The sequence below is a fragment of the Streptomyces sp. NPDC126497 genome (genome assembly GCF_040302425.1).
Taxonomy (GTDB): domain Bacteria; phylum Actinomycetota; class Actinomycetes; order Streptomycetales; family Streptomycetaceae; genus Streptomyces.
In genome coordinates this window covers 103,540-120,733 of record NZ_JBEORT010000003.1, presented here as the reverse complement: position 1 = coordinate 120,733, position 17,194 = coordinate 103,540, and the positions used below count along the sequence as shown (strand labels likewise).

Annotated in this window: 21 protein-coding genes; 8 read left to right on the top strand and 13 right to left on the bottom strand. The window is 65.1% G+C overall.

Annotation, left to right across the window (positions count from 1 at the left end):
- Positions 1-123: 123 nt before the first annotated feature.
- The 10 genes from ABTY20_RS02985 to ABTY20_RS02940 form a co-directional block, all read right to left on the bottom strand.
- A complete protein-coding gene (locus tag ABTY20_RS02985; protein ID WP_351995249.1) occupies positions 124-381 on the bottom strand; it encodes a SpdD protein in 258 nt (85 codons plus the stop codon).
- Between the two features lie 14 nt (positions 382-395).
- Positions 396-590 carry a hypothetical protein gene (locus tag ABTY20_RS02980; RefSeq protein ID WP_053708303.1) on the bottom strand — a complete coding sequence of 65 codons (195 nt, stop codon included), beginning with the start codon at positions 588-590 and terminating at the stop codon, positions 396-398.
- A 10-nt stretch (positions 591-600) separates the two neighbouring features.
- Positions 601-792: a mobile element transfer protein gene (locus ABTY20_RS02975; protein WP_019527054.1), complete on the bottom strand. Its 192-nt coding sequence runs from the start codon at positions 790-792 to the stop codon at positions 601-603.
- A complete protein-coding gene (locus ABTY20_RS02970) occupies positions 792-983 on the bottom strand; it encodes an RING finger protein (RefSeq protein ID WP_351995248.1) in 192 nt (63 codons plus the stop codon). The genes ABTY20_RS02975 and ABTY20_RS02970 overlap by 1 nt, the downstream gene beginning before the upstream one ends.
- Positions 984-1,001: 18 nt before the next feature.
- Positions 1,002-1,631 (bottom strand): DUF2637 domain-containing protein, encoded by a 630-nt coding sequence (locus tag ABTY20_RS02965; RefSeq protein WP_351995247.1) that lies wholly within the window; start codon positions 1,629-1,631, stop codon positions 1,002-1,004.
- Positions 1,632-1,712: 81 nt separating this feature from the next.
- Positions 1,713-3,086: an FtsK/SpoIIIE domain-containing protein gene (locus ABTY20_RS02960; RefSeq protein WP_351995246.1), complete on the bottom strand. Its 1,374-nt coding sequence runs from the start codon at positions 3,084-3,086 to the stop codon at positions 1,713-1,715.
- A 5-nt stretch (positions 3,087-3,091) separates the two neighbouring features.
- Positions 3,092-3,442: an SCO3933 family regulatory protein gene (locus tag ABTY20_RS02955; RefSeq protein WP_024884492.1), complete on the bottom strand. Its 351-nt coding sequence runs from the start codon at positions 3,440-3,442 to the stop codon at positions 3,092-3,094.
- Between the two features lie 126 nt (positions 3,443-3,568).
- On the bottom strand, positions 3,569-4,297 hold the full coding sequence (locus ABTY20_RS02950; protein ID WP_351995245.1) for a GntR family transcriptional regulator: 729 nt from the start codon (positions 4,295-4,297) through the stop codon (positions 3,569-3,571).
- Between the two features lie 81 nt (positions 4,298-4,378).
- Positions 4,379-4,816, bottom strand: a complete 438-nt coding sequence (locus tag ABTY20_RS02945) for an ATP-binding protein (RefSeq protein WP_351995244.1) — start codon at positions 4,814-4,816, stop codon at positions 4,379-4,381.
- Between the two features lie 280 nt (positions 4,817-5,096).
- On the bottom strand, positions 5,097-5,837 hold the full coding sequence (locus tag ABTY20_RS02940; protein WP_019527047.1) for a GntR family transcriptional regulator: 741 nt from the start codon (positions 5,835-5,837) through the stop codon (positions 5,097-5,099).
- A gap of 85 nt (positions 5,838-5,922) precedes the next feature.
- On the opposite strand from ABTY20_RS02940, the gene ABTY20_RS02935 reads away from it, so the two are divergent.
- The 4 genes from ABTY20_RS02935 to ABTY20_RS02920 all read left to right on the top strand — a co-directional run bounded on the left by ABTY20_RS02935 (position 5,923) and on the right by ABTY20_RS02920 (position 10,460).
- A complete protein-coding gene (locus ABTY20_RS02935; protein ID WP_351995243.1) occupies positions 5,923-7,011 on the top strand; it encodes a DUF1152 domain-containing protein in 1,089 nt (362 codons plus the stop codon).
- Positions 7,008-7,259, top strand: a complete 252-nt coding sequence (locus ABTY20_RS02930; protein WP_351995242.1) for a hypothetical protein — start codon at positions 7,008-7,010, stop codon at positions 7,257-7,259. Before ABTY20_RS02935 ends, ABTY20_RS02930 begins: the two co-directional genes overlap by 4 nt.
- Before the next feature lie 627 nt (positions 7,260-7,886).
- Positions 7,887-9,488 carry an HsdM family class I SAM-dependent methyltransferase gene (locus ABTY20_RS02925; protein ID WP_351995241.1) on the top strand — a complete coding sequence of 534 codons (1,602 nt, stop codon included), beginning with the start codon at positions 7,887-7,889 and terminating at the stop codon, positions 9,486-9,488.
- A gap of 6 nt (positions 9,489-9,494) precedes the next feature.
- The gene (locus tag ABTY20_RS02920; RefSeq protein ID WP_351995240.1) at positions 9,495-10,460 is read left to right on the top strand and encodes a restriction endonuclease subunit S domain-containing protein; all 966 of its coding nucleotides are present in this window, start codon (positions 9,495-9,497) and stop codon (positions 10,458-10,460) included.
- Between the two features lie 286 nt (positions 10,461-10,746).
- Here ABTY20_RS02920 and ABTY20_RS02915 read toward each other — a convergent pair whose 3' ends face one another.
- Positions 10,747-11,604 carry a hypothetical protein gene (locus tag ABTY20_RS02915; RefSeq protein ID WP_351995239.1) on the bottom strand — a complete coding sequence of 286 codons (858 nt, stop codon included), beginning with the start codon at positions 11,602-11,604 and terminating at the stop codon, positions 10,747-10,749.
- Positions 11,605-12,280: 676 nt separating this feature from the next.
- Between ABTY20_RS02915 and ABTY20_RS02910 the strand changes: the two genes are divergently transcribed.
- The 3 genes from ABTY20_RS02910 to ABTY20_RS02900 all read left to right on the top strand — a co-directional run bounded on the left by ABTY20_RS02910 (position 12,281) and on the right by ABTY20_RS02900 (position 15,189).
- Positions 12,281-12,889 (top strand): hypothetical protein, encoded by a 609-nt coding sequence (locus ABTY20_RS02910; RefSeq protein ID WP_351995238.1) that lies wholly within the window; start codon positions 12,281-12,283, stop codon positions 12,887-12,889.
- Positions 12,890-13,069: 180 nt separating this feature from the next.
- Entirely contained in the window at positions 13,070-13,954 is an 885-nt protein-coding gene (locus tag ABTY20_RS02905; protein ID WP_351995237.1) for a type I restriction-modification enzyme R subunit C-terminal domain-containing protein, read from the top strand.
- Positions 13,955-14,622: 668 nt separating this feature from the next.
- Positions 14,623-15,189, top strand: coding sequence for a hypothetical protein (locus ABTY20_RS02900; RefSeq protein WP_502991729.1), 567 nt, complete (start codon positions 14,623-14,625; stop codon positions 15,187-15,189).
- Positions 15,190-15,249: 60 nt separating this feature from the next.
- Here ABTY20_RS02900 and ABTY20_RS02895 read toward each other — a convergent pair whose 3' ends face one another.
- Both ABTY20_RS02895 and ABTY20_RS02890 read right to left on the bottom strand, forming a co-directional pair.
- On the bottom strand, positions 15,250-15,774 hold the full coding sequence (locus tag ABTY20_RS02895; protein WP_351995235.1) for a hypothetical protein: 525 nt from the start codon (positions 15,772-15,774) through the stop codon (positions 15,250-15,252).
- A 514-nt stretch (positions 15,775-16,288) separates the two neighbouring features.
- Positions 16,289-16,702, bottom strand: coding sequence for a winged helix-turn-helix transcriptional regulator (locus tag ABTY20_RS02890; RefSeq protein WP_351995234.1), 414 nt, complete (start codon positions 16,700-16,702; stop codon positions 16,289-16,291).
- Between the two features lie 63 nt (positions 16,703-16,765).
- Between ABTY20_RS02890 and ABTY20_RS02885 the strand changes: the two genes are divergently transcribed.
- On the top strand, positions 16,766-17,185 hold the full coding sequence (locus tag ABTY20_RS02885) for a YybH family protein (RefSeq protein WP_351995233.1): 420 nt from the start codon (positions 16,766-16,768) through the stop codon (positions 17,183-17,185).
- Positions 17,186-17,194 lie beyond the last annotated feature (9 nt).

The window sequence follows — 17,194 nt, the reverse complement described above, 5'->3', positions numbered from 1 at the left end:
CGCCAGCGGAGGCGGAGTCTGCCGGGTGATGATGGGAGTTCCTTTCGGCTGTCGTGACGGTTCGGAAGGGGTGGCCCCGGGGCGGCGGGATGCTTGGCGGCTTGTTGCCGCCCCGGTGGCCGGTCAGCGCTTGTGTGCGCCGTTGGCGAGCGAGCGCAGGACCACGGCGGCGATGGCCACGGAAACGGCCGAGACGGCGACCGCCGCCAGGAGCGCGGTGAGCACGATCCCGACGACGACCACGGCGGCGACCGCGCCGGCACCGATGCCCACGTACGGGGCGACCGGACGACCGGCCGAGGCAACCGGAGCCTGCGTCTGCTGAGGCGTGACGGTGGTCGTCGGCGGAGTCGGGACGTCGGGCAGCTTGGGACGGAACACGACGGATCTCCTTGTCACTTGTGGGTGCCGTTGACGACGTCGACCCCGGAGCGGGTGCCGGATTCGATGGCGGGGGCGAGGAAGGTGTGGGAGAGCCAGAAGCCGAAGAGCGCGATCACGACGGCGACCCAGAGCCGGACGCCGAGGAACTTGATCGCGGCCCAGGCGATGACGCCCAGGACGAAGACGAGCGGCAGCGAGACGGTCACGGGAGCTCCCTCAGCGGATGGCGCAGCGGTGGGTACGGGCGGCCAGCTCGGCGGCGGCGCGGCTGTCGTAGTCCGTGGCGAAGCCGCAGCGCGGAGCCGTGCAGGCTGCGGTGTGCTTCTCGCGGCCGCGGCCGTCGTAGTAGGTGGCGACCTGCACGGGGCCGATGCGGACGACGCGGCGGAAGCGGCGGTTGGCGGTCATCAGGGGGTCTCCTTGAGGTCTTGGCCGGTGAAGTCGGTGACGTGCTCGGCCAGCCAGCGCAGGATCTCGTCGCCCTCGTAGTTGTCGGCGGCGAGGATCACGGGCTCGGCGATGAGCACGGCTTCGGTGAGGCGGTTCTGTCGGGTCAGCTCGGCGGCGCGCTTCAGCGCGCGGAGCGTGGACGGGCGCACGGGGGAAAGTCCTCCGGGTCAGGTCAGGTGGGTGGAGATGGCTTCGGCCAGCGGCAGCGGGACGCCGAGCCGGGCGCGAAGGGTCGAGGTGTCGATGGGCGTTCCGGTCCGGGCGCGGTGTTCGTCGGCGACCTTGCGCGCGAGCGTGACGAGCGCCGGCGGGACCGGGGGCGTGGAGGACGGAGCCGGTTCCGGCTCCGCAGCGGGCAACTCAGGTGCAGACGCAGGCGCTTCGGGCGCGATGGGTTCCGGGGCCGCCTCGCGTCCCCCCGTCGAGGCGTCTGCGGTTGCTCCGTGGGCGAGCAGCGTCCCGCCTAGGAAGGCGATCGCAGGCCATCCGGCGACGAGGATGCGCAGCCAGTCCGGCACGTCGTCGAGATCGAGGAGTCCGGCCGTGGCGACGTTGGCGCCGAGCGATGCGGTCAGGGCGACGAGGAACCAGCACCACCCGGCCGTTTTCGCCTCGCCGGAGCGCAGCCGCCGCCAGGCCGCGACCAACAGCAGATCGACGGAGACCGGGTAGGCCCACGCCTTCCAACCGTCCTGCCCGGCGGCCAGCGCCAGGTCGTGCAGGTGGGCGAAGGACAGCGCGGCAGCAATCAGCGCTTGGACGAGTACGGCGTCGATGCGGACGGGCAGGGCACGCACGGCGCAGCTCCTTCCGGTTCCAGGCATGGAGGGGGTAGGGACGTGGCACGGGACGGCCGTGCCGGCCGTGGGTGGGTGCGCTTACTCGGTGACCGGGCGGGCCGTGGCTATGGGCCCGGACGCCTCCACCGGCATCGGCGGGACGTACGGCCGGAAGGGGTGGAGCGCCGGTACGTCGGGGGCGAGGTCAGCCGTCGCGCGGCAGGTGGCCGCGGCGTCGGTGAGGGAGAGGTAGGGGGTGCGGATGCGGGACCAGCCGCCGGAGGTGTCGCCGACGACGGCCAGGCCGGGCAGCTCGGCGGCGATGGCGCAGGCCGCGCCGACGGCCTCAGGGGCGATGTCGCCGAGCGCCATCTTTGCCGAGGCTTCGTCGTTCACGCGGTGGCAGACGCGGCCGGTGAGCTGGGCGCGGAGCATGGTCGCACCCTTGCCCAGCTCGGAGCCGAAGCGCTGTCCGCAGACTTCGAGGTAGATGCCGGCGGCCCGACCGAGCTGGGCGAGCCGGATGAGCTGGGTGACCATCTCGTCCCGCCGCTCTTCCTCCTTCCGCGTGGCGACGAGGAAGAGTTCGGCCACCTCGTCGATGAACAGCACAATCGGGGCCGGCCGTTCGTCCTCCGGAAGTCCCCAGACGTCCGAGGTGATCAGTTCTTCCGGAGTGCCGGGCGCGATGCCCTGCCGGGCCTTGATCAGGTCGTATCGGTCCTCCATTTCCTTCACGAGTGCGGGAAGCAGCTCGGCCGCCTGGTCCGGGTCGGTCGCCAGGGCGGAGAGCCGAGGTGCGAAGGGCGCCAGCTCGACCCCGCGCTTGCAGTCGATCCCGACCAGGGCCACCGGCTGAACGGCGAGCCCGGTCAGCAGGTTCCGCAGGTACATGGACTTACCCGAGAGCGTCGCGCCGAGCACCAGCTCATGCGGTACGGCCCGGTAGTCCCGTACGAACGCGATCGCGTCCTCCCGTAACGCCACCGGGACCCGAAGCGGTCCGCCGTCCAGCCGCCGGGGCATCCGCACCTTCCGAAGCACGTCGAAGCCGACGAGCCGCAGCTCGACGACGCCCGGCTTGACGTCCCGCACGTGGACGGCGTGGACGCCCCAGGCGTGCCGGAGGCGTTCGGCGGAGGCCGCCACGTCAGCCGGCTCCTGCCCCGGAGCCAGCCGCAGCCGCATGCGCAGGCCGGTCGTAGTGGGACGGATGGCACCCCGACGAGGAGGCACCGGCCGGACCTCACGGCGGGTGGTCGCCCGGACGGCCAGCACCCGCCACCGGGACGGCTCGACGGTCAGGCCGCAGGCGTCCATGGTCGAGGAGTACGAGGCCAATAGCCGGACCACCGAGAGCGGCAGCCCGACCGTGGACCAGTACGCCGCCGGGTGGGCGTGCCGGGCGTAGGCGGCGCCGCCTATCGCAGCGAGCGAACCGCTCAGCTCGGCCCACGTCACCAGATCCGTCACGGCGGTCAGCCCGCCTGAGCCATCGAGAAGGCACCCGGAGCGACGGCGGTCGCCCGGTAGGCGATGCCGTGCCGCTCCCGGCCGTTGAAGACGCTCTGCCAAGGCCGTGCCACCAGTCCCGGGAGCGAGACCGGAGCACCGACCGTCAGGCCCTCGGTCACGCCGCTCTCCGGGACGGTGACCTGAATCAGCGACGACTCGCCCTCGTCGATGTAGACGACGCCGACGGTCATCAGCGCCTCACCGGTCATCGCATCCTTGGCGATCTCACCGGTCTGCCGGTCGCGCACCTTCGGCGCCGGGGCTTCGGTGAGCAGAATCGTGGCGGCCGAGGCGTCAACGCGGATCACACGCACAGGGATTGCTCCTTCTGAGAGTTGATCAACTTATCGACCTGACAAGTTGACTTAGCAAGTTCGAAGCTAAGGATGCCAGGTTGACTTGTCAAGCTGCTATCGCGGGGTTTCACTCCCGGACGGGGCTCAGCTCAGGCGGTAGGTGTCTTCGAGTTCCTGCCGGTCAGCGGGCAGGAGCACGTCAGCGACTTGCAAGGACCGGCCGGAGGCGTCACAGGCGACGACCAGGACACTCAGCACGGGCGTACCGTCCGGCAGATCCAGCAGTTCGGCTTCACCCGCTTCGGGCAGCCGGGCCGACACGCGCTCGACCACGTGGTCGAAGCGGACCTTCTTCCGCGTTTCGAGGTGTTCGCGGACACTCCCGCTCAGAGGCTCGTCGGCCCCCAGCTCTGTGCCCTCGACCATGCCGGCGGGGAAGTACGACGAGACCAGCTCGACAGCTTCACCGTCCTCCTCGACCAGGAAGCGACGCATGAGGACTTCGGCCTTCTTCGGCAGGCCGAGCGCCGAGGCGACCCGAGCCGGGACAGGCACACGTCCGACTTCGATCAGCCGCCCCGCACCCTGCGTCTCATCGCGCTCCAGCGCCTCACGCCCACGCCGGTCCTTCTGTTCGACGACTTCCGGTCGACCGCGGACGATCGTGCCGTACCCCTGCCGGGACTCGAGCCAGCCGTCCCGCTTCAGCAGCTCCAGCGCCCGGACGACGGTCGGGCGGGACATCCCGAAGGCCTGCACCAGCTGGTTCTCACTCGGTACGCGGGTGCCGGGCGCGTACGTGCCGTCCTCGATGCGCTGCTGAAGCGTCTGCGCCAGGCGCACGTACTTCGGTGGCTCCACTTCATACGCCATGAACGCCGCCTGTCGAGATTAGCCAAGTCAACTGGTCAACCACTCTAGGGCAACAGTAGATGCCCTAGAGTGGGGGACTTTTCAATCCCGCCAAGCATCGGCGACCACGAAGGAGACGACCGTTCCGCCGAGGTAGCTGGGCCCGGAGCGCCAGGAATCCGCGATGGAGTCGACCAGGAGCAGCCCGCGCCCGTGGGCGTCGTTCGCTTCCGGGTGCCGCAGCCGCACATTCGCCGGGAAGCCCGGGTTGTGCACGTCGACGCGGAGCGAGGTTCCCTCGCGGTACCACTCGACCCGTACCAACCACGGGTCATCCGACTTCCCATAGCAGATGGCGTTGGTCACCAGTTCCGAGATCATCAGCGTGCAGTCGTCGATCGAACAGGCCGGGTTGTACGGGGCGATGAACTTCCGGAACCAGCGCCGCGCACGAGACACGGACTCAGGCTCCGGATGCAAGGTCATCGCTCCGAGCCGCGGCGAGTCCTCACAGGGGTGGCGGTCGATCGTGTAGGCCATGCGTGCTCACTCCTTGCCGCTGCCGTCGCAGTCGAGGCAGCGCCGCTTCGACGTGGCACGGTCGCGGTCGTTGGCCGTGGAGAGCGCCAGCGCCGTTCGGGAGCCGACGCGCTTCCATCCACGCCCCCGACACCCCCGGCAAGCTAACCGCGCGCCCTGTACCGGCCGCCGACTCGTCACGTCGTGCCCCCTTCTCCTCAAGTGGCCTTAGCCACTTCCTGGATAGTGGCATTGGCCACTTGAGAGGTGCAAGCGGTTCGCCGGAACTGGCGAGTCGTCGTTAGGTGAGCGGGTAGCCCTGCTCGAACGCCCAGCGGTGCGGCGGGTAGGTGGCTTCGGCGAACTCCAGGGGACGGTCCTGGAGGTCAAAGACGACGTGATGGACGATGAGGACCGCGGAACCCGGCTCCAACCGCAGGTCGTCCGCCTCCTCGTCCGTGGCAGCACGAGCGCACATCCGGTCTTCCGCATAACTGCCTTGACGCCCCGTCATCCGCTCGACGTACATGAGCGTGCCTTCCTGGATCCGCTCGGGGTCCAAGAGCTTAGGTGCCCGCTGGCCGACATCCGCAGCGAACCACGAAGTGGACAGGTTGATCGGGCCGTCCTGGTTGTTCGTCACCCGCCGGCGGTGCACGGCTCGGCGATCCTTCACCAACCCCAGCGCCTCGACGACGTAGTCCGGAGCCTCCAGCCACCCGGTCGAGGTAATCACCGCGTACTCTCCGGGCGTGTAGATCTTCCCGGTCTGCCGTGCGCGTCCGTACAACTCGCGTGCGCGCCGGTTCACTTCGAGGCTGCGCACGTACGTCCCCGAGCCCTGACGCTTCTCGACCAGGCCCTGATGACTCAGCGCCTCCAACGACCGCGCGGCCGTGGGCCGGGACACCTTCCAGTCCGCAGCGAGCTGCCGTTCCGAGGGAACCTCGTCCCCCGGTCGCAGGTCACCCCGAAGGATCTGGTCACGGATGTAGTGGGCGATCTGGAGATACTTCGGCTGGGCCTCTTCGATCTGCGGCATCTCCCCTCCCTTCCTCGTCCAAGTGGCTATGGCCTTTGGCCACTATAGGGTGAGTGGCCAACCCGTGAACCCGTACTCTGAGCGCATGACGCGGTTGATCGTCGCAGCAGGAGGAGGGGGCGACGCAGTCGCCGCCGCCATGCTTCACGCCGCCCTCTACGGCGACAAGGGCCGGGCGGTGATCCTCACGTACGCGTGGGACCGCCTCCTGATCGACCCCCTCCCGGGGCCACGGGGAGCCGACAGCTTCACGGGACTCAAACCCGTCACTCAGTCCGTCTGGTCGGTGCCGGCCGAGGCCCAGCCGATCGCCCCGGCAGGCTCCACACTCCCCCGACTCGCGGCAGAGCTCCCGCACACACTGGCTCTGCTCGACCCGCACCACGGCGCCGAGGGCATCACTCGCCAGCTCGAAGAGCTGGTGTCCCACCTGGCGCCGGCCTCGATCGATCTGCTCGATGTCGGCGGCGACATCCTCGCCCAGGGCGACGAACCCACCCTCAAGAGCCCACTCGCCGACGCCCTCACTCTCGCCGCCTGCTGCCAGGTCAACGCGCCCATCCGGCTTCTGGTCGCAGGCCCCGGTCTGGACGGCGAGATCTCCCCCGACGACCTGCGCCCTCTGTTCGGCACTCCCGTCCACACCTTCACGGCCGAGGACGTGGAGACGATCGGCAGCATCCTGGAGTGGCACCCCTCGGAGGCCACCGCCATGCTCACCGCAACAGCCCGAGGAGCCCGCGGCATTTGCGAGGTGCGCGACGCCGGCCTTCCCGTCCCCCTCACCGACGAAGGACCCACGGTCCACGAAGTCGACCTGGACGACGCGGTCAGCCGCAACAGCCTGGCCCGCGCCATCATGACGACCGCCACCCTGGACGAAGCCGAGGCATACAGCCGCGAGATCTGCGGCTTCTCGGAGATCGACTACGAACGCAACAAGGCGGCATGGCTCACTGAGCGGCCACCGACGAAGCTGGACCCCGATGGCGTACTGTCCCGACTCGACCAGTTCCAGAGTGAGGCCCGAGCCCGCGGAGTCACCCACACGACGTTCCGCCACATCACCGAGGCCTTGAACCTCAGCGGCTCCCAGCGTGACGAGCTGCGCCGGCTTCTCATCCACAGCCGACCGGGCCAGTACGACGCCCCGCTGTGGAGCATCGGGGCATGAGCGCGTTCGCCAGTAACCTAGGCCTGGACGGCATCCGGGACGCAGCCGGCCACGACACAGAAGTCGACGTAGCCGTACACCTGCACGACGGCACCGTCAGGCTCTCGATCCTCTGGACACAAGAGATCCTGCTGAACGCCGACGATGCCTACCAGGTGGCCCAGGCACTTCAGCGCGCAGCAGAACAAGCACGCAGGATCACAGCAACCAGGGGACCGACCGGTCAACCAGCACCTGAGTCCTACTGAGTTACAACCTTCTCCACGGGTTCAAGACTCGCTGCGCTCGCTCTCGCGCCCGGCCTTCTGGAACTGCAAGCAGTCCGATCGAAGATCGAAGCTGCCGCGCACAGCGCGGCGGCGCCGGTCGGTCGCCGCCGCGCCGCCCCTCCTTGCCTTCGTCACCGGGGCCGCGCGCCGGCGCCCGCCCGCGCCCACAAGGGGGCGAAGACCGGGCCGGGGCTGAGGCGAGAAGGCGATGCCGAGGTCAGAACCCACGTCGTGGCTGGGGCGGTCGGCTCCACGGCTTTAGGCAGCCACTTTGGGGCGAGCCTCTAAGATCATGGCCCCTCCGTCGTGCTTTAACGGGCAGGTCAACAGACTGCCCGACTCGCCGGAAGCTTACGGGGCCATGATCACTCGCCCCAAAGCAGCTCCAGCCCAAAGCCGTTCCGCCGACCTCCGTCTGTGGGAATCGCTAAACGTCGCTGAAGGCATCGAGCATGCACATGTCTACAGACTGCCGACACACTCGGCCTACCGCTGCGGCATGGCACGAGCACGCGGATGACAACACCCACGGAGACGCAAAACGGGCATAACCACCCTTACCGGTCACCTGCCTTCATTGTCAGATGCAGCAGTTACAGTTGCGCCGTGACTGACGAAGCTGCCCTCTCCCGTACCCTCAGCGGCCCCGAGCATCAGCAAGTACGCCTTCCGACGATCAAAGCACTCATCGAGTCGGGTTGGGATCAAGGACAGCTTCGCTGGAAACCCGAGTGGCGAGTGCCCCAGTCTCCTCACGATGCTGCAAAACGGGAAGGCGGCAAGTCCTTCGCCGGCTGGCCAGTCGACCTCGCCATCTTTGATGACTCGCAGCATGCGGATGACTGGGAGCACATCCTCGCAATCTGCGAGTTCAAACAACCAACCCTCACTGAGGGCGTAAGCCAGCTGGAGATCTATCTAGCTCGCGAGCCCCGCGCCCGTATGGGCTACTGGTCCAATGGGACGGATGACGTCCGCGTATACAAGCTCGCTGACGGCACTTTCAAGAAAGTACTGAATAAGGGAATTCCACACCCTGGGGAGAACTTCTCCCAGCCGTCTGAGAAACCGTTGACCTATAGCGACTTGGTGACTCCTAAGCCTGGCCAGCTACGGGCATCTTTCAAGCGTCTACTTGATGCCATTGTCGCAGGTGACAGCAAGTCAACCCGGTCGGACTCTCAGCTCAATGAACTGTGCAACCTTCTACTGCTTAAACTGGAATCTGACTCCATCGCCTCTTACGACGATTCCAAGCCGGTAGCTTTTCAGCTTTCCCCCCTAGGGGAGACGGCCACTGCTCGATCCATGCAGGAGCAGTTCAACAAGCTAAAGAAACTACGGCCTGAGGTATTCGCCGAACACCGGGAAGGAAGCCTCGATCTAGACGACCACACCATTCAGGACGTGGTGTACGAGCTCTCCAACTTGAACCTTCTGGACGTTGGCCCAGAGGCGATTTCATCGGCATTCCAAGTTTTCCGCAGGGCTAACCTCAAGGCTGGTGAAGGTCAGTACTTCACTCCGCAGCGAGTTATCTCAGCAGCCATCAAAATGATGGACATCAGACTCGAAGACAAGATCATCGATCCCGCCTGCGGGACTGGCGGTTTCCTGACGGAAGCCTTCCTGTCTCTGGTAAGGGATATCCCTGAAGCCAAGGCAGCACAGGCTCGAACGTGGGCCCATCGTCAGGTATACGGCGTCGATAAGGACTCCATCAACGTCAAGCTGACCCGTGCGATTATGGTCGGCCTTGGCGATGGTTCCGTCAATGTTCATATTGGCGACTCTATAAGAGAAGATCGCTGGGCTAAAGACTACCAGCACCTACAGCAGCCTCTTAGTAATGAGTCCTTTACCGTGGTGATCACAAACCCTCCTTTCGGCAAGAACCTAAAGGTCAGCAAAACTGACTCGCGGCGCAATAATTACACCATCGCGGAAGCTGCGAGCCGAAAGCCGGGCGAGTACGTCGATCTGGAGATCGGCCTGATCTTCCTCGAGCGCGCCTACCGGCTCTTGATGAAAGGCGGCCGGCTAGGCATCGTTCTCCCGGAGACCTATTTCTTCTCTCCGACCTACAAATGGCTGCCGAACTGGCTTGAGGACCGCTTCGCTCTGCGGGGAGTCCTGAACATCCCAATGGAAGCCTTCCAGGGGTTCTGCCGCGCCAAAACTAACTTCTACGTCTTCGAGAAGAAGTGATCTACGATGCCGCACAAGCCAGCATGGTTCCGCGAAGATAAGGTGTTCGTTTCCTACGCGCCGACTGTAGGAATCAACAAGGACGGCGAGGAGCTGTTCGTTGTAGACCCTGAAACTGGCCTCCGGACAACCGAAATCGATGATCAAATCAAAGCTGATGTCATCGCTCTAGTTGATAACCTAGAAACCACCGACACCAGCCGGTGGATCGATGCGGGATCTCCAGAAAGCCAGCTCCTAGCCGTTCCTAATTACTTCGACGAACGATCAATCCGCGACTTCGAAGTCCTAATGGAGTCTCCAGAGTTCGAGGGCTACACAAGCAAAACGATCGGTGAGTTGATCAACTCCGGGACGCTGGAATCTTCGCATGGGCATGGAAGCCCTTCAGCGGACTTCCGTACGGGTCACGTGCCTTACATCAAGGTGTCCGACATTCGGGCTGGCCAGGTAAACATCAACCCAACCAATCGAGTACCAGATGTAGTCGCTGAAAGATTCTGGAAAGGAAAGGAATCAGGCCTCAAGGCATTCGACCTCATCACCCCTATCAGGACCAGCAAAAACATTGGCGAGTTCGCTCTGATCATGCCGGGACAGGAGCGAGTTGTCCTGACCAAAGAAGTTCTTGTTCTTCGCGCATCCGAAAATGCGCCGTTCGACAACTTCTATCTCCTTTGGGCAATGACACTCAAAGCGGTTCGGCGCCAGTGGGACCGCATCGTCTTCATGCAAACGAACCGTGAAGATGTAGGCAAGCGTTATGAGGAAATCCGCATCCCGGTTCCCCCTTCTCGCGAAGAAGCAGATAACTGTTCGAAAGCCTTCCGAAACTACTACCTCGGAACTCAGAAGCTGCGCGATAATTTCCTGAGCTACTTGGCCGGAGAAGACAAGCACTATATCTTCATGGCCTCTGCCGTAGCCTCGGTGGACGAAATCGTGGATGACAGTGACCCTGCCACTGACTGAAAGACCTTAGCGCCGGCCCCGTCTGTGAAGGCCGGGCTAGGTACGACGTGGCCTGCTTGGCTCCCTGGGCTTGCGCACACATGGACTACTCGTGACCAGTGGACAGTTACCAGGGACCTGAGCGCTGGGCCGTGCGAGGCCGCCCGACATTGACCGACAACGGCAGAAGCCCACGGCATCTGAGCTGTTCAGAGCCGTGGGCATCCTCAGCCTTGCTGGTCAGTGAGACCAGCGATCAGTAGAACCGGCTACTGGCTTGCTATGACCCCTCGACCTGGCCAGGGTATTAGTAATGCGACATAGTCCAAGTCTTGCGGGACCTAAGCGTCCCATCATCCTGGTTCAACAGGCTAAAGAAGTCACTGAAGTATGGAACATCTTGATCACCAACGCCGTCATAACCGAGTTCAATGAGCAGACGCGCCAGCCATCGCGCAATCTGCAATGTATACATCCGACACCAAGGGACAGCAGCCTCGTTTTGCATATTGACGGCAGCCGCCTTCTCGACCGTGTCGATTTCCACACCATTTACGAGTGAATCACGCACGATAGCTGCGCCATCAAACAACGAATCTATGAGCTTCGCTCGCTCTTGATCTCGCCTCCTTCGCGCCGCACTGTAGTGTCTGCGTGAAGCCTCCGCGACGACCTGCTCCCACCACCTGGCCGCTGCATCCCCACCCGGCGCTTGTACGCCACCCAGGTAATCAAGGTGGAAGTATCGACCGCTAGTTGCAAAATCTCCTAGAATCGCGACGATATTTGCGTGAATCGAACCCGCAGGTCGCCCAAATAGATCATCACCCGGGTAGCGCCTCTCACTCACCTCTTGCACGGCGTCAAACAAGCTAACAAGATCGTGGCTAAGCTTCTTCATTTCCTTGCGCGCCAGGAAATGACCACGCGTCAGCTTGGAATCAACTTGGAGAATCACCTTCCCTGCGCGCTCAAATCCGATACTCAGCGGAAAAAATGATTCAGCATACGTAGCAGTCCTCTGCGGCAAAGTCTTACCGAGCATCGTCGCACCCATCCCGATTTGAGCGGAGGCGATTGCCGCTTCGGCGGCTAGAGCGTTCCAATGTGAAGACATCATAATGAGAACTCCCTTGATCGCTCGTGATGTTACAGTCAACCGCACGACAGCAAAATTGAATTTGTGGGTACACCTCAACAAAGCCGCGGGACAGTACCAGCTAGGGGCTGTCGCAGACGCGTAGAAATCCAGTGAACCGGCTCATCTCCAGTTCCGGGACCAGTAGGTAAAGATCGTCTCAACCAGGCATGCGAACCCCACGCCCTGCCTCAGGATCAGGTCCGGCCGGACGGCGGCTCAGCAGCAGGCCGACGCCTGCGGACCATTCGTGGACCGATGAGCCTATCCCTGCTGCCTACGAAGCCCTGACCTGCTGGAATGCCTGGGTCGCACAGGCTCTCCGGAGCCGTGTGCGCAGGTTCGAATCCTGCCGGGGGCACCCAGCATGAGGTGCCCAAAGACCCCGTCACCAGCGGAAACGCTGAGGCCGGGGTCTTCGCGTATGTGCAGGCGGATGCAGCCCGGAGCGGGCGTATGTCGGGGTCCGTGGACTATTCGTGGACGGGATCGTGGGGCGTCTCCCTAGGTCAGCCCCGACAAGTGGCGGGCCCCCTGAGCGGGTCAAGAGACCGGGCAGCAGGCGTCACACGGGGTGGGCCGTCGGTGGTGCCATGCCGACAGCAACTCCCCCTGCCGACCATCAGTGATTGGAGCGAGCGACGCGGGTGCGTTGGCTACCGTCTACACATCAAGGGAACTCAGCTGAGCCCAGGGGGTGGAGATGTCCGGCGCGACCATCTCTGTGATCGTCGCAATCGTTGGTGTAGGTGGCACGTTGGCTTCGGCAGTGATCACTCAGGTCCTCGCTCAGCGGGCGGAGTTGCGGAGGCTGGAGCAAGAAGAACGGGTCCGTGTCACAGAGCAGCAGGCTTCTGAAGATCAACGCAGGATCGAGCAGCTCCGGAGCTGCTACGTTCTACTCAACGCCCATGATCGTCACTACAGAGACGCGATGCTGGCGTACGCGTACGCACTGAAATCGGGACCTGCCGACGCGGAAGCAGCGGAAGTGAGCAGTGCGCGGCGTACCCAACGAGATACCCGTGCTGAAGCTCAGTTGGTGGCAAGCGACGCGGTTCTTGAGCTTGAGAGCAAAGTGAACGCCCAGCTCACGGTCGCCTACAGGCACCTGATGGAGCTAGCAGGTATGCCGGGCTCATCCGGTCGCCAGGCGAGGCTCGACCAGGTTATTGGCCTCTTGGACTCGCTCACCCCGCAGCAGGGGCATGTGCGAGCACTTATGCGTCTAGAGGTAGGTGCCACCCAAGAGCTTCCGAACTGGTACAACCCCGATCTCGGGCTGGCGACGCACCAGCAGATCAACTCCTGACGATCTATAGCTGCGTTGCCAAAAATGTGGACCCCTGGAGGTTCCAAGGGCCCACATCTGACGTAATAGTGATCACTCGTATTCGCGCAACAAATCCTCGATCCGAAGCGTGAGTACGTCGATGCCTTCTCCGGATTGGACGCTTGGCTTGGGCTGGCACAGGAGACCCACGCCCAGGTCGTGGACCATCTCGCCGACCTTCCTACGGCGTTCCGCGACGACGACAACGCCGAGGAAACCAAGCGCTTCGACCTGCTCGCCCTGCGCTTGCAGCTTGCGGTTGTGAATGCGGACGTCGGCTATGACCGGCTGCGTGCGCAAGTCCAGGAGATCGCCTCCGCGCTGCAGGACCAATACACGATCCCGGCGGTGCGGGCCCAGCAGGAGCTGATCGACGAACTCGTCAGCGACGAGTGGCGGCAGGACGTGACCCTGCCGATGCTGGAGGCGATGCGGCGACGACTGCGCAGCCTGGTCAAGCTGATCGAGAAGACCCGCCGCAACATCGTCTATACGGACTTCGAGGATGAGCTGGGCGAGTTTAGAGTCGCACAGTTGCAGGGCACAGCCATCGGCACGGACCTGACCCGGTTCGAGCAGAAGCTCAAGATCTACCTGCGCGCGCACGAAGATCACCTGGCGATCCAGAAGATCCGTCGGAACCAGAAAGTCACGGCCACCGACCTGAGTGAGTTGGAACGGATATTCCTTGAAGCCGGCATCGGCACTGAGGCAGACCTCGATCGCACCCGGAACGCCGACGGCGGGCTCGGCATCTTCCTGCGCTCCCTGACCGGCCTGGAGCGAGAGGCCGCCCGGGACGCTTTCGAAGAATTCCAGCGGGGGCGGACCTTCTCCAGCGCCCAGCTCCGTTATGTGGATCTTCTCGTCGACTACGTGGCCCGCAACGGCATGGCCGACGTCGCCGTGCTGTACGACCCGCCGTTCAATGCCCTTGCCCCTCGCGGCCCGGAGGACCTGTTCGACGAGGCGGATATCGACAGCATGGAGTCGGTCATTAAGTCCATCCGCGCCACAGCCGTAGCCGAAGAGGGTGCCGCGTGAACCGGCAGGTCGATCTCCGGAGCTGACAGATCTACTCACGCCGGTGATCCACGTGCTGGTGTCGGGGCTCACAACACCGCCTAGGTGTGGTGGCAGGTGACGTGCTACGCACCTGCCAGACGGAGGCTTCCTCAAGCTGTTGTTCGCAGCAGCTTGCCGGACCACTGACGGTAGACTATTCGTGGACAGACCGTACCCACGAAGCTCGATAACCAGCCCGTGACGTGTCGCTATTCCGGAGACGCACTTGCCCTCCGAAGCCGTGTGCGCAGGTTCGAATCCTGCCGGGGGCACCCTGTACGAGGTGCCCAAAGGCCCCGTCATCAGCGGAAAGCTGAGAGCGGGGTCTTCGCGTATGCGCAGGCGTGTGCCGCTCGGAGCGGTCGTATGTCGGGTGCTGCGGACTGTGCGTGGGCTGGTCACGGAGCAGAGAACCGCAGGTCGAACCGGGAAAGCGCCGAGGTACGGCTACGTGGGCGGGAGCGGGCGACGCGGGACCGCGCAGCAGTGGGCGGCGGTGCCCACGCATACGTCCCAGGGCTGATGCGGTGACGCTGCGGTTACGCCCCGTGGCGGAGGCGGTGCATACCCTGGCCTGACGAAAGCGGGAGGGGACCGCGGAAGCATCAGGGGCGCCGCATTCCATCGCTGCTCGAGGAGCGTGCCGCATGCCCACCCTTGCTTCCCTCTCCGCCGACGGCCCCGCGAACGAGGGTCACTTACCCGGCCACGCTCCGGGCCGGACGGTCCCCGGGGTCCCGGGCTGGGCGAGACGCGCGGCTGCAGCGGTTGTTTGGGCATCTCTGCCGTCGGCGTTGTGGCGTCTCGCCGTAGTGCTGGGCATACCGCTCGGCCTGGGACAGTCCGAGTACGACGCGATGCTCGTACCCGGCTGGGGTCTGCTGGTGCTTCCCCTGCTGTCGCTGGCCCAGGAGGGCTTGGCCTGGCTGGCACTCGGGCTGGTCCGTCCGTGGGGTGAGGTGTGGCCGCGTTGGCTGCCGTACCTCGGAGGCCGTCCGGTCCCGGTCCTCGCCGCGGTTGTGCCGGCCGCACTCGGCGCAGTCGCCTGCAGCGTCTACGGCGTGCTTTTCGTCTGGACGACCCTGCACGCTGAAATGGACATCACGCCGTGGGGCAACTGGCTCATGACCGCCTGCTATCTGCCCGTGGCAGCCTGGGGGCCGCTGCTCGGTGCGGTAACCGTGCATTACTACAGGCGCCGCACCCGCAGGTGAGGGCCGTGCGCAGGGCCCCGCAGCGGCACGGCTGCGGGGCCCTGGCCGGCTCGCGTCACATCAGTACGTGCGCTTGACCTGAACGCTGTTCGACACCTTGTCCGCGTTCGTGGGGAGGCTCGTCACGCAGTCCCCGTCCACGACGTTGGCCTCGATCTGCTGCTCCTCCTCAGCGGTCAAGCTGTACATGTACAGGGTCCGCTCGGAGCCCACCGGCGACATGGCGGCCGACCGACGGTACGTCTTCGCCCCCTCCTTGAGTTCGGGCTCCAAGCGCGGGCAGTACAGCGTGTGCTTGGTTCCCTTGACCCCCACATTCGACATCTCGGTGATCAACACGTACTTCTCGCCGGCCGGCGGAAGACAGTTGATCTCGACCGTGATGTCGTACTCGGGACCCACCCTGGCAGGCGCCGTGAGGTCTACGCGCTGCCCCGGGCACTCCTTGACGTCGTCGGCCTTGTCATCCCCCCACATGGGGAGAACACCGATGATCGCGGCGAGGACGGCTCCGACGATGGCGAGGACACCTGTGATGATCGCCGCACGGATCTGAGCCGACCGCTTGTTGTGGTTCGGTGCCATTGACGTCCCTTCTTGCAAAGGCAGTTGACGTCCGTCGCAGTTTCCCGACGCGGGACACCACCGAGGCGGTTCCACTCGAACCAGTGCAACTAGGATCATTACGTTAAATGCTGAAGTGGAGTACATGCATTGACCGGTAGTGATCTACCGGCGCGCGCCAGGGTGTGGCCACGTCGCTGCGCCGCCGTCGGTGGGGTGACGTCAAGGGGAAGTCGAGGCCGGTGCGGTGCCCTTCCGTGCCGGTAGGCCGTGGACTGTCTGCGGACTCCTCCTGCCTGATCTTCCACGCGCAGGGCTGTGACCTGGTGCGTTGTCCGGCTATTAGAGGGCTTCCAGAGTCGTGTGCGCAGGTTCGAATCCTGCTGGGGGCACCCTGTACGAGGTGCCCGAAGACCCCGTCGCCGGCGGAAACCCTGAGGTCGGGGTCTTCGCGCGTGTGCAGGCGTGTGCTCGGAGCGGGCGTGGGCGGGATCCTGGGGCATCGCCGCAGGTGGGACGGCTCAGTGCGGCCGGGTCAGTGAGCGGGGCTCGTCTCACGGCTGCTCTCGGCCCCGCTGTCTCGTGCTGACGCCTCCGCTCCCCAGTCCCACAGGGCCTGGAGGACGGGGCCGAGGCGGTGTCCGCTCGAGGTGAGCGCGTAGCGCACTCGCGGCGGCCAGCCCGGTCTGCGGTCGCGTTCGACGACTCCGGCTTCGGCGAGCTGTGCCAGGCGGTCGGACAGCACCTTGTCCGACAGGGCGGGCAGGGCCGTGCGCAGTTCGCTGTAGGAGCGGTCGCCACGCAGCAGTTCGCGGATCACCAGCGTCGTCCAGCGGCCGTGCAGGGCGGCCAGCGCGATCTCCACGGGACATGTGGGGGTGGGTGCGGTGACGTGCGCGTGCGGGTCGTCGGGGAGTCCCGCCGGGTGACCAACCGTTCGGTGAGTCACGAGATCGCCTCCTAACGTGTGGGGCACTCCGATTCTCCCGGCCCGGAAGGACATCTGTCGATCATGCGAGCCTTGGCCGATCGGCCCGAAGAGGTGCCCGCCGTGTTCGCCGAGCGGTTCAACAGCGGCGACGCCGCCGCGTTGGCGCAGGTCTACGAGGAGGCGGCGGTGCTGGTCCCGGAGCCGGGAACACCGGCGACCGGCCCGGACCTGCACGCCGCCAACGGCCGCCTGCAGGGGCTCGGGGTTCCCATCGTGGTCCGTCCGCGACACGTGTACCGCAGCGGGGACGTGGCGCTGCTGATCGTCGACTGGGTCATCGACGGGACCGGCGGGGAAGGGCAGGCCGTGCACGTCGAGGGCACGGCCACCGACATCGCCCGGCGGGGTCCGGACGGCCGTTGGCGGTACGTCATCGACAACCCCTTCGGCACCCGCGCACAGCAGCCTCCGACCGAGGACACCGTGGAACCGTCGTTCTGAGCGAGCGCA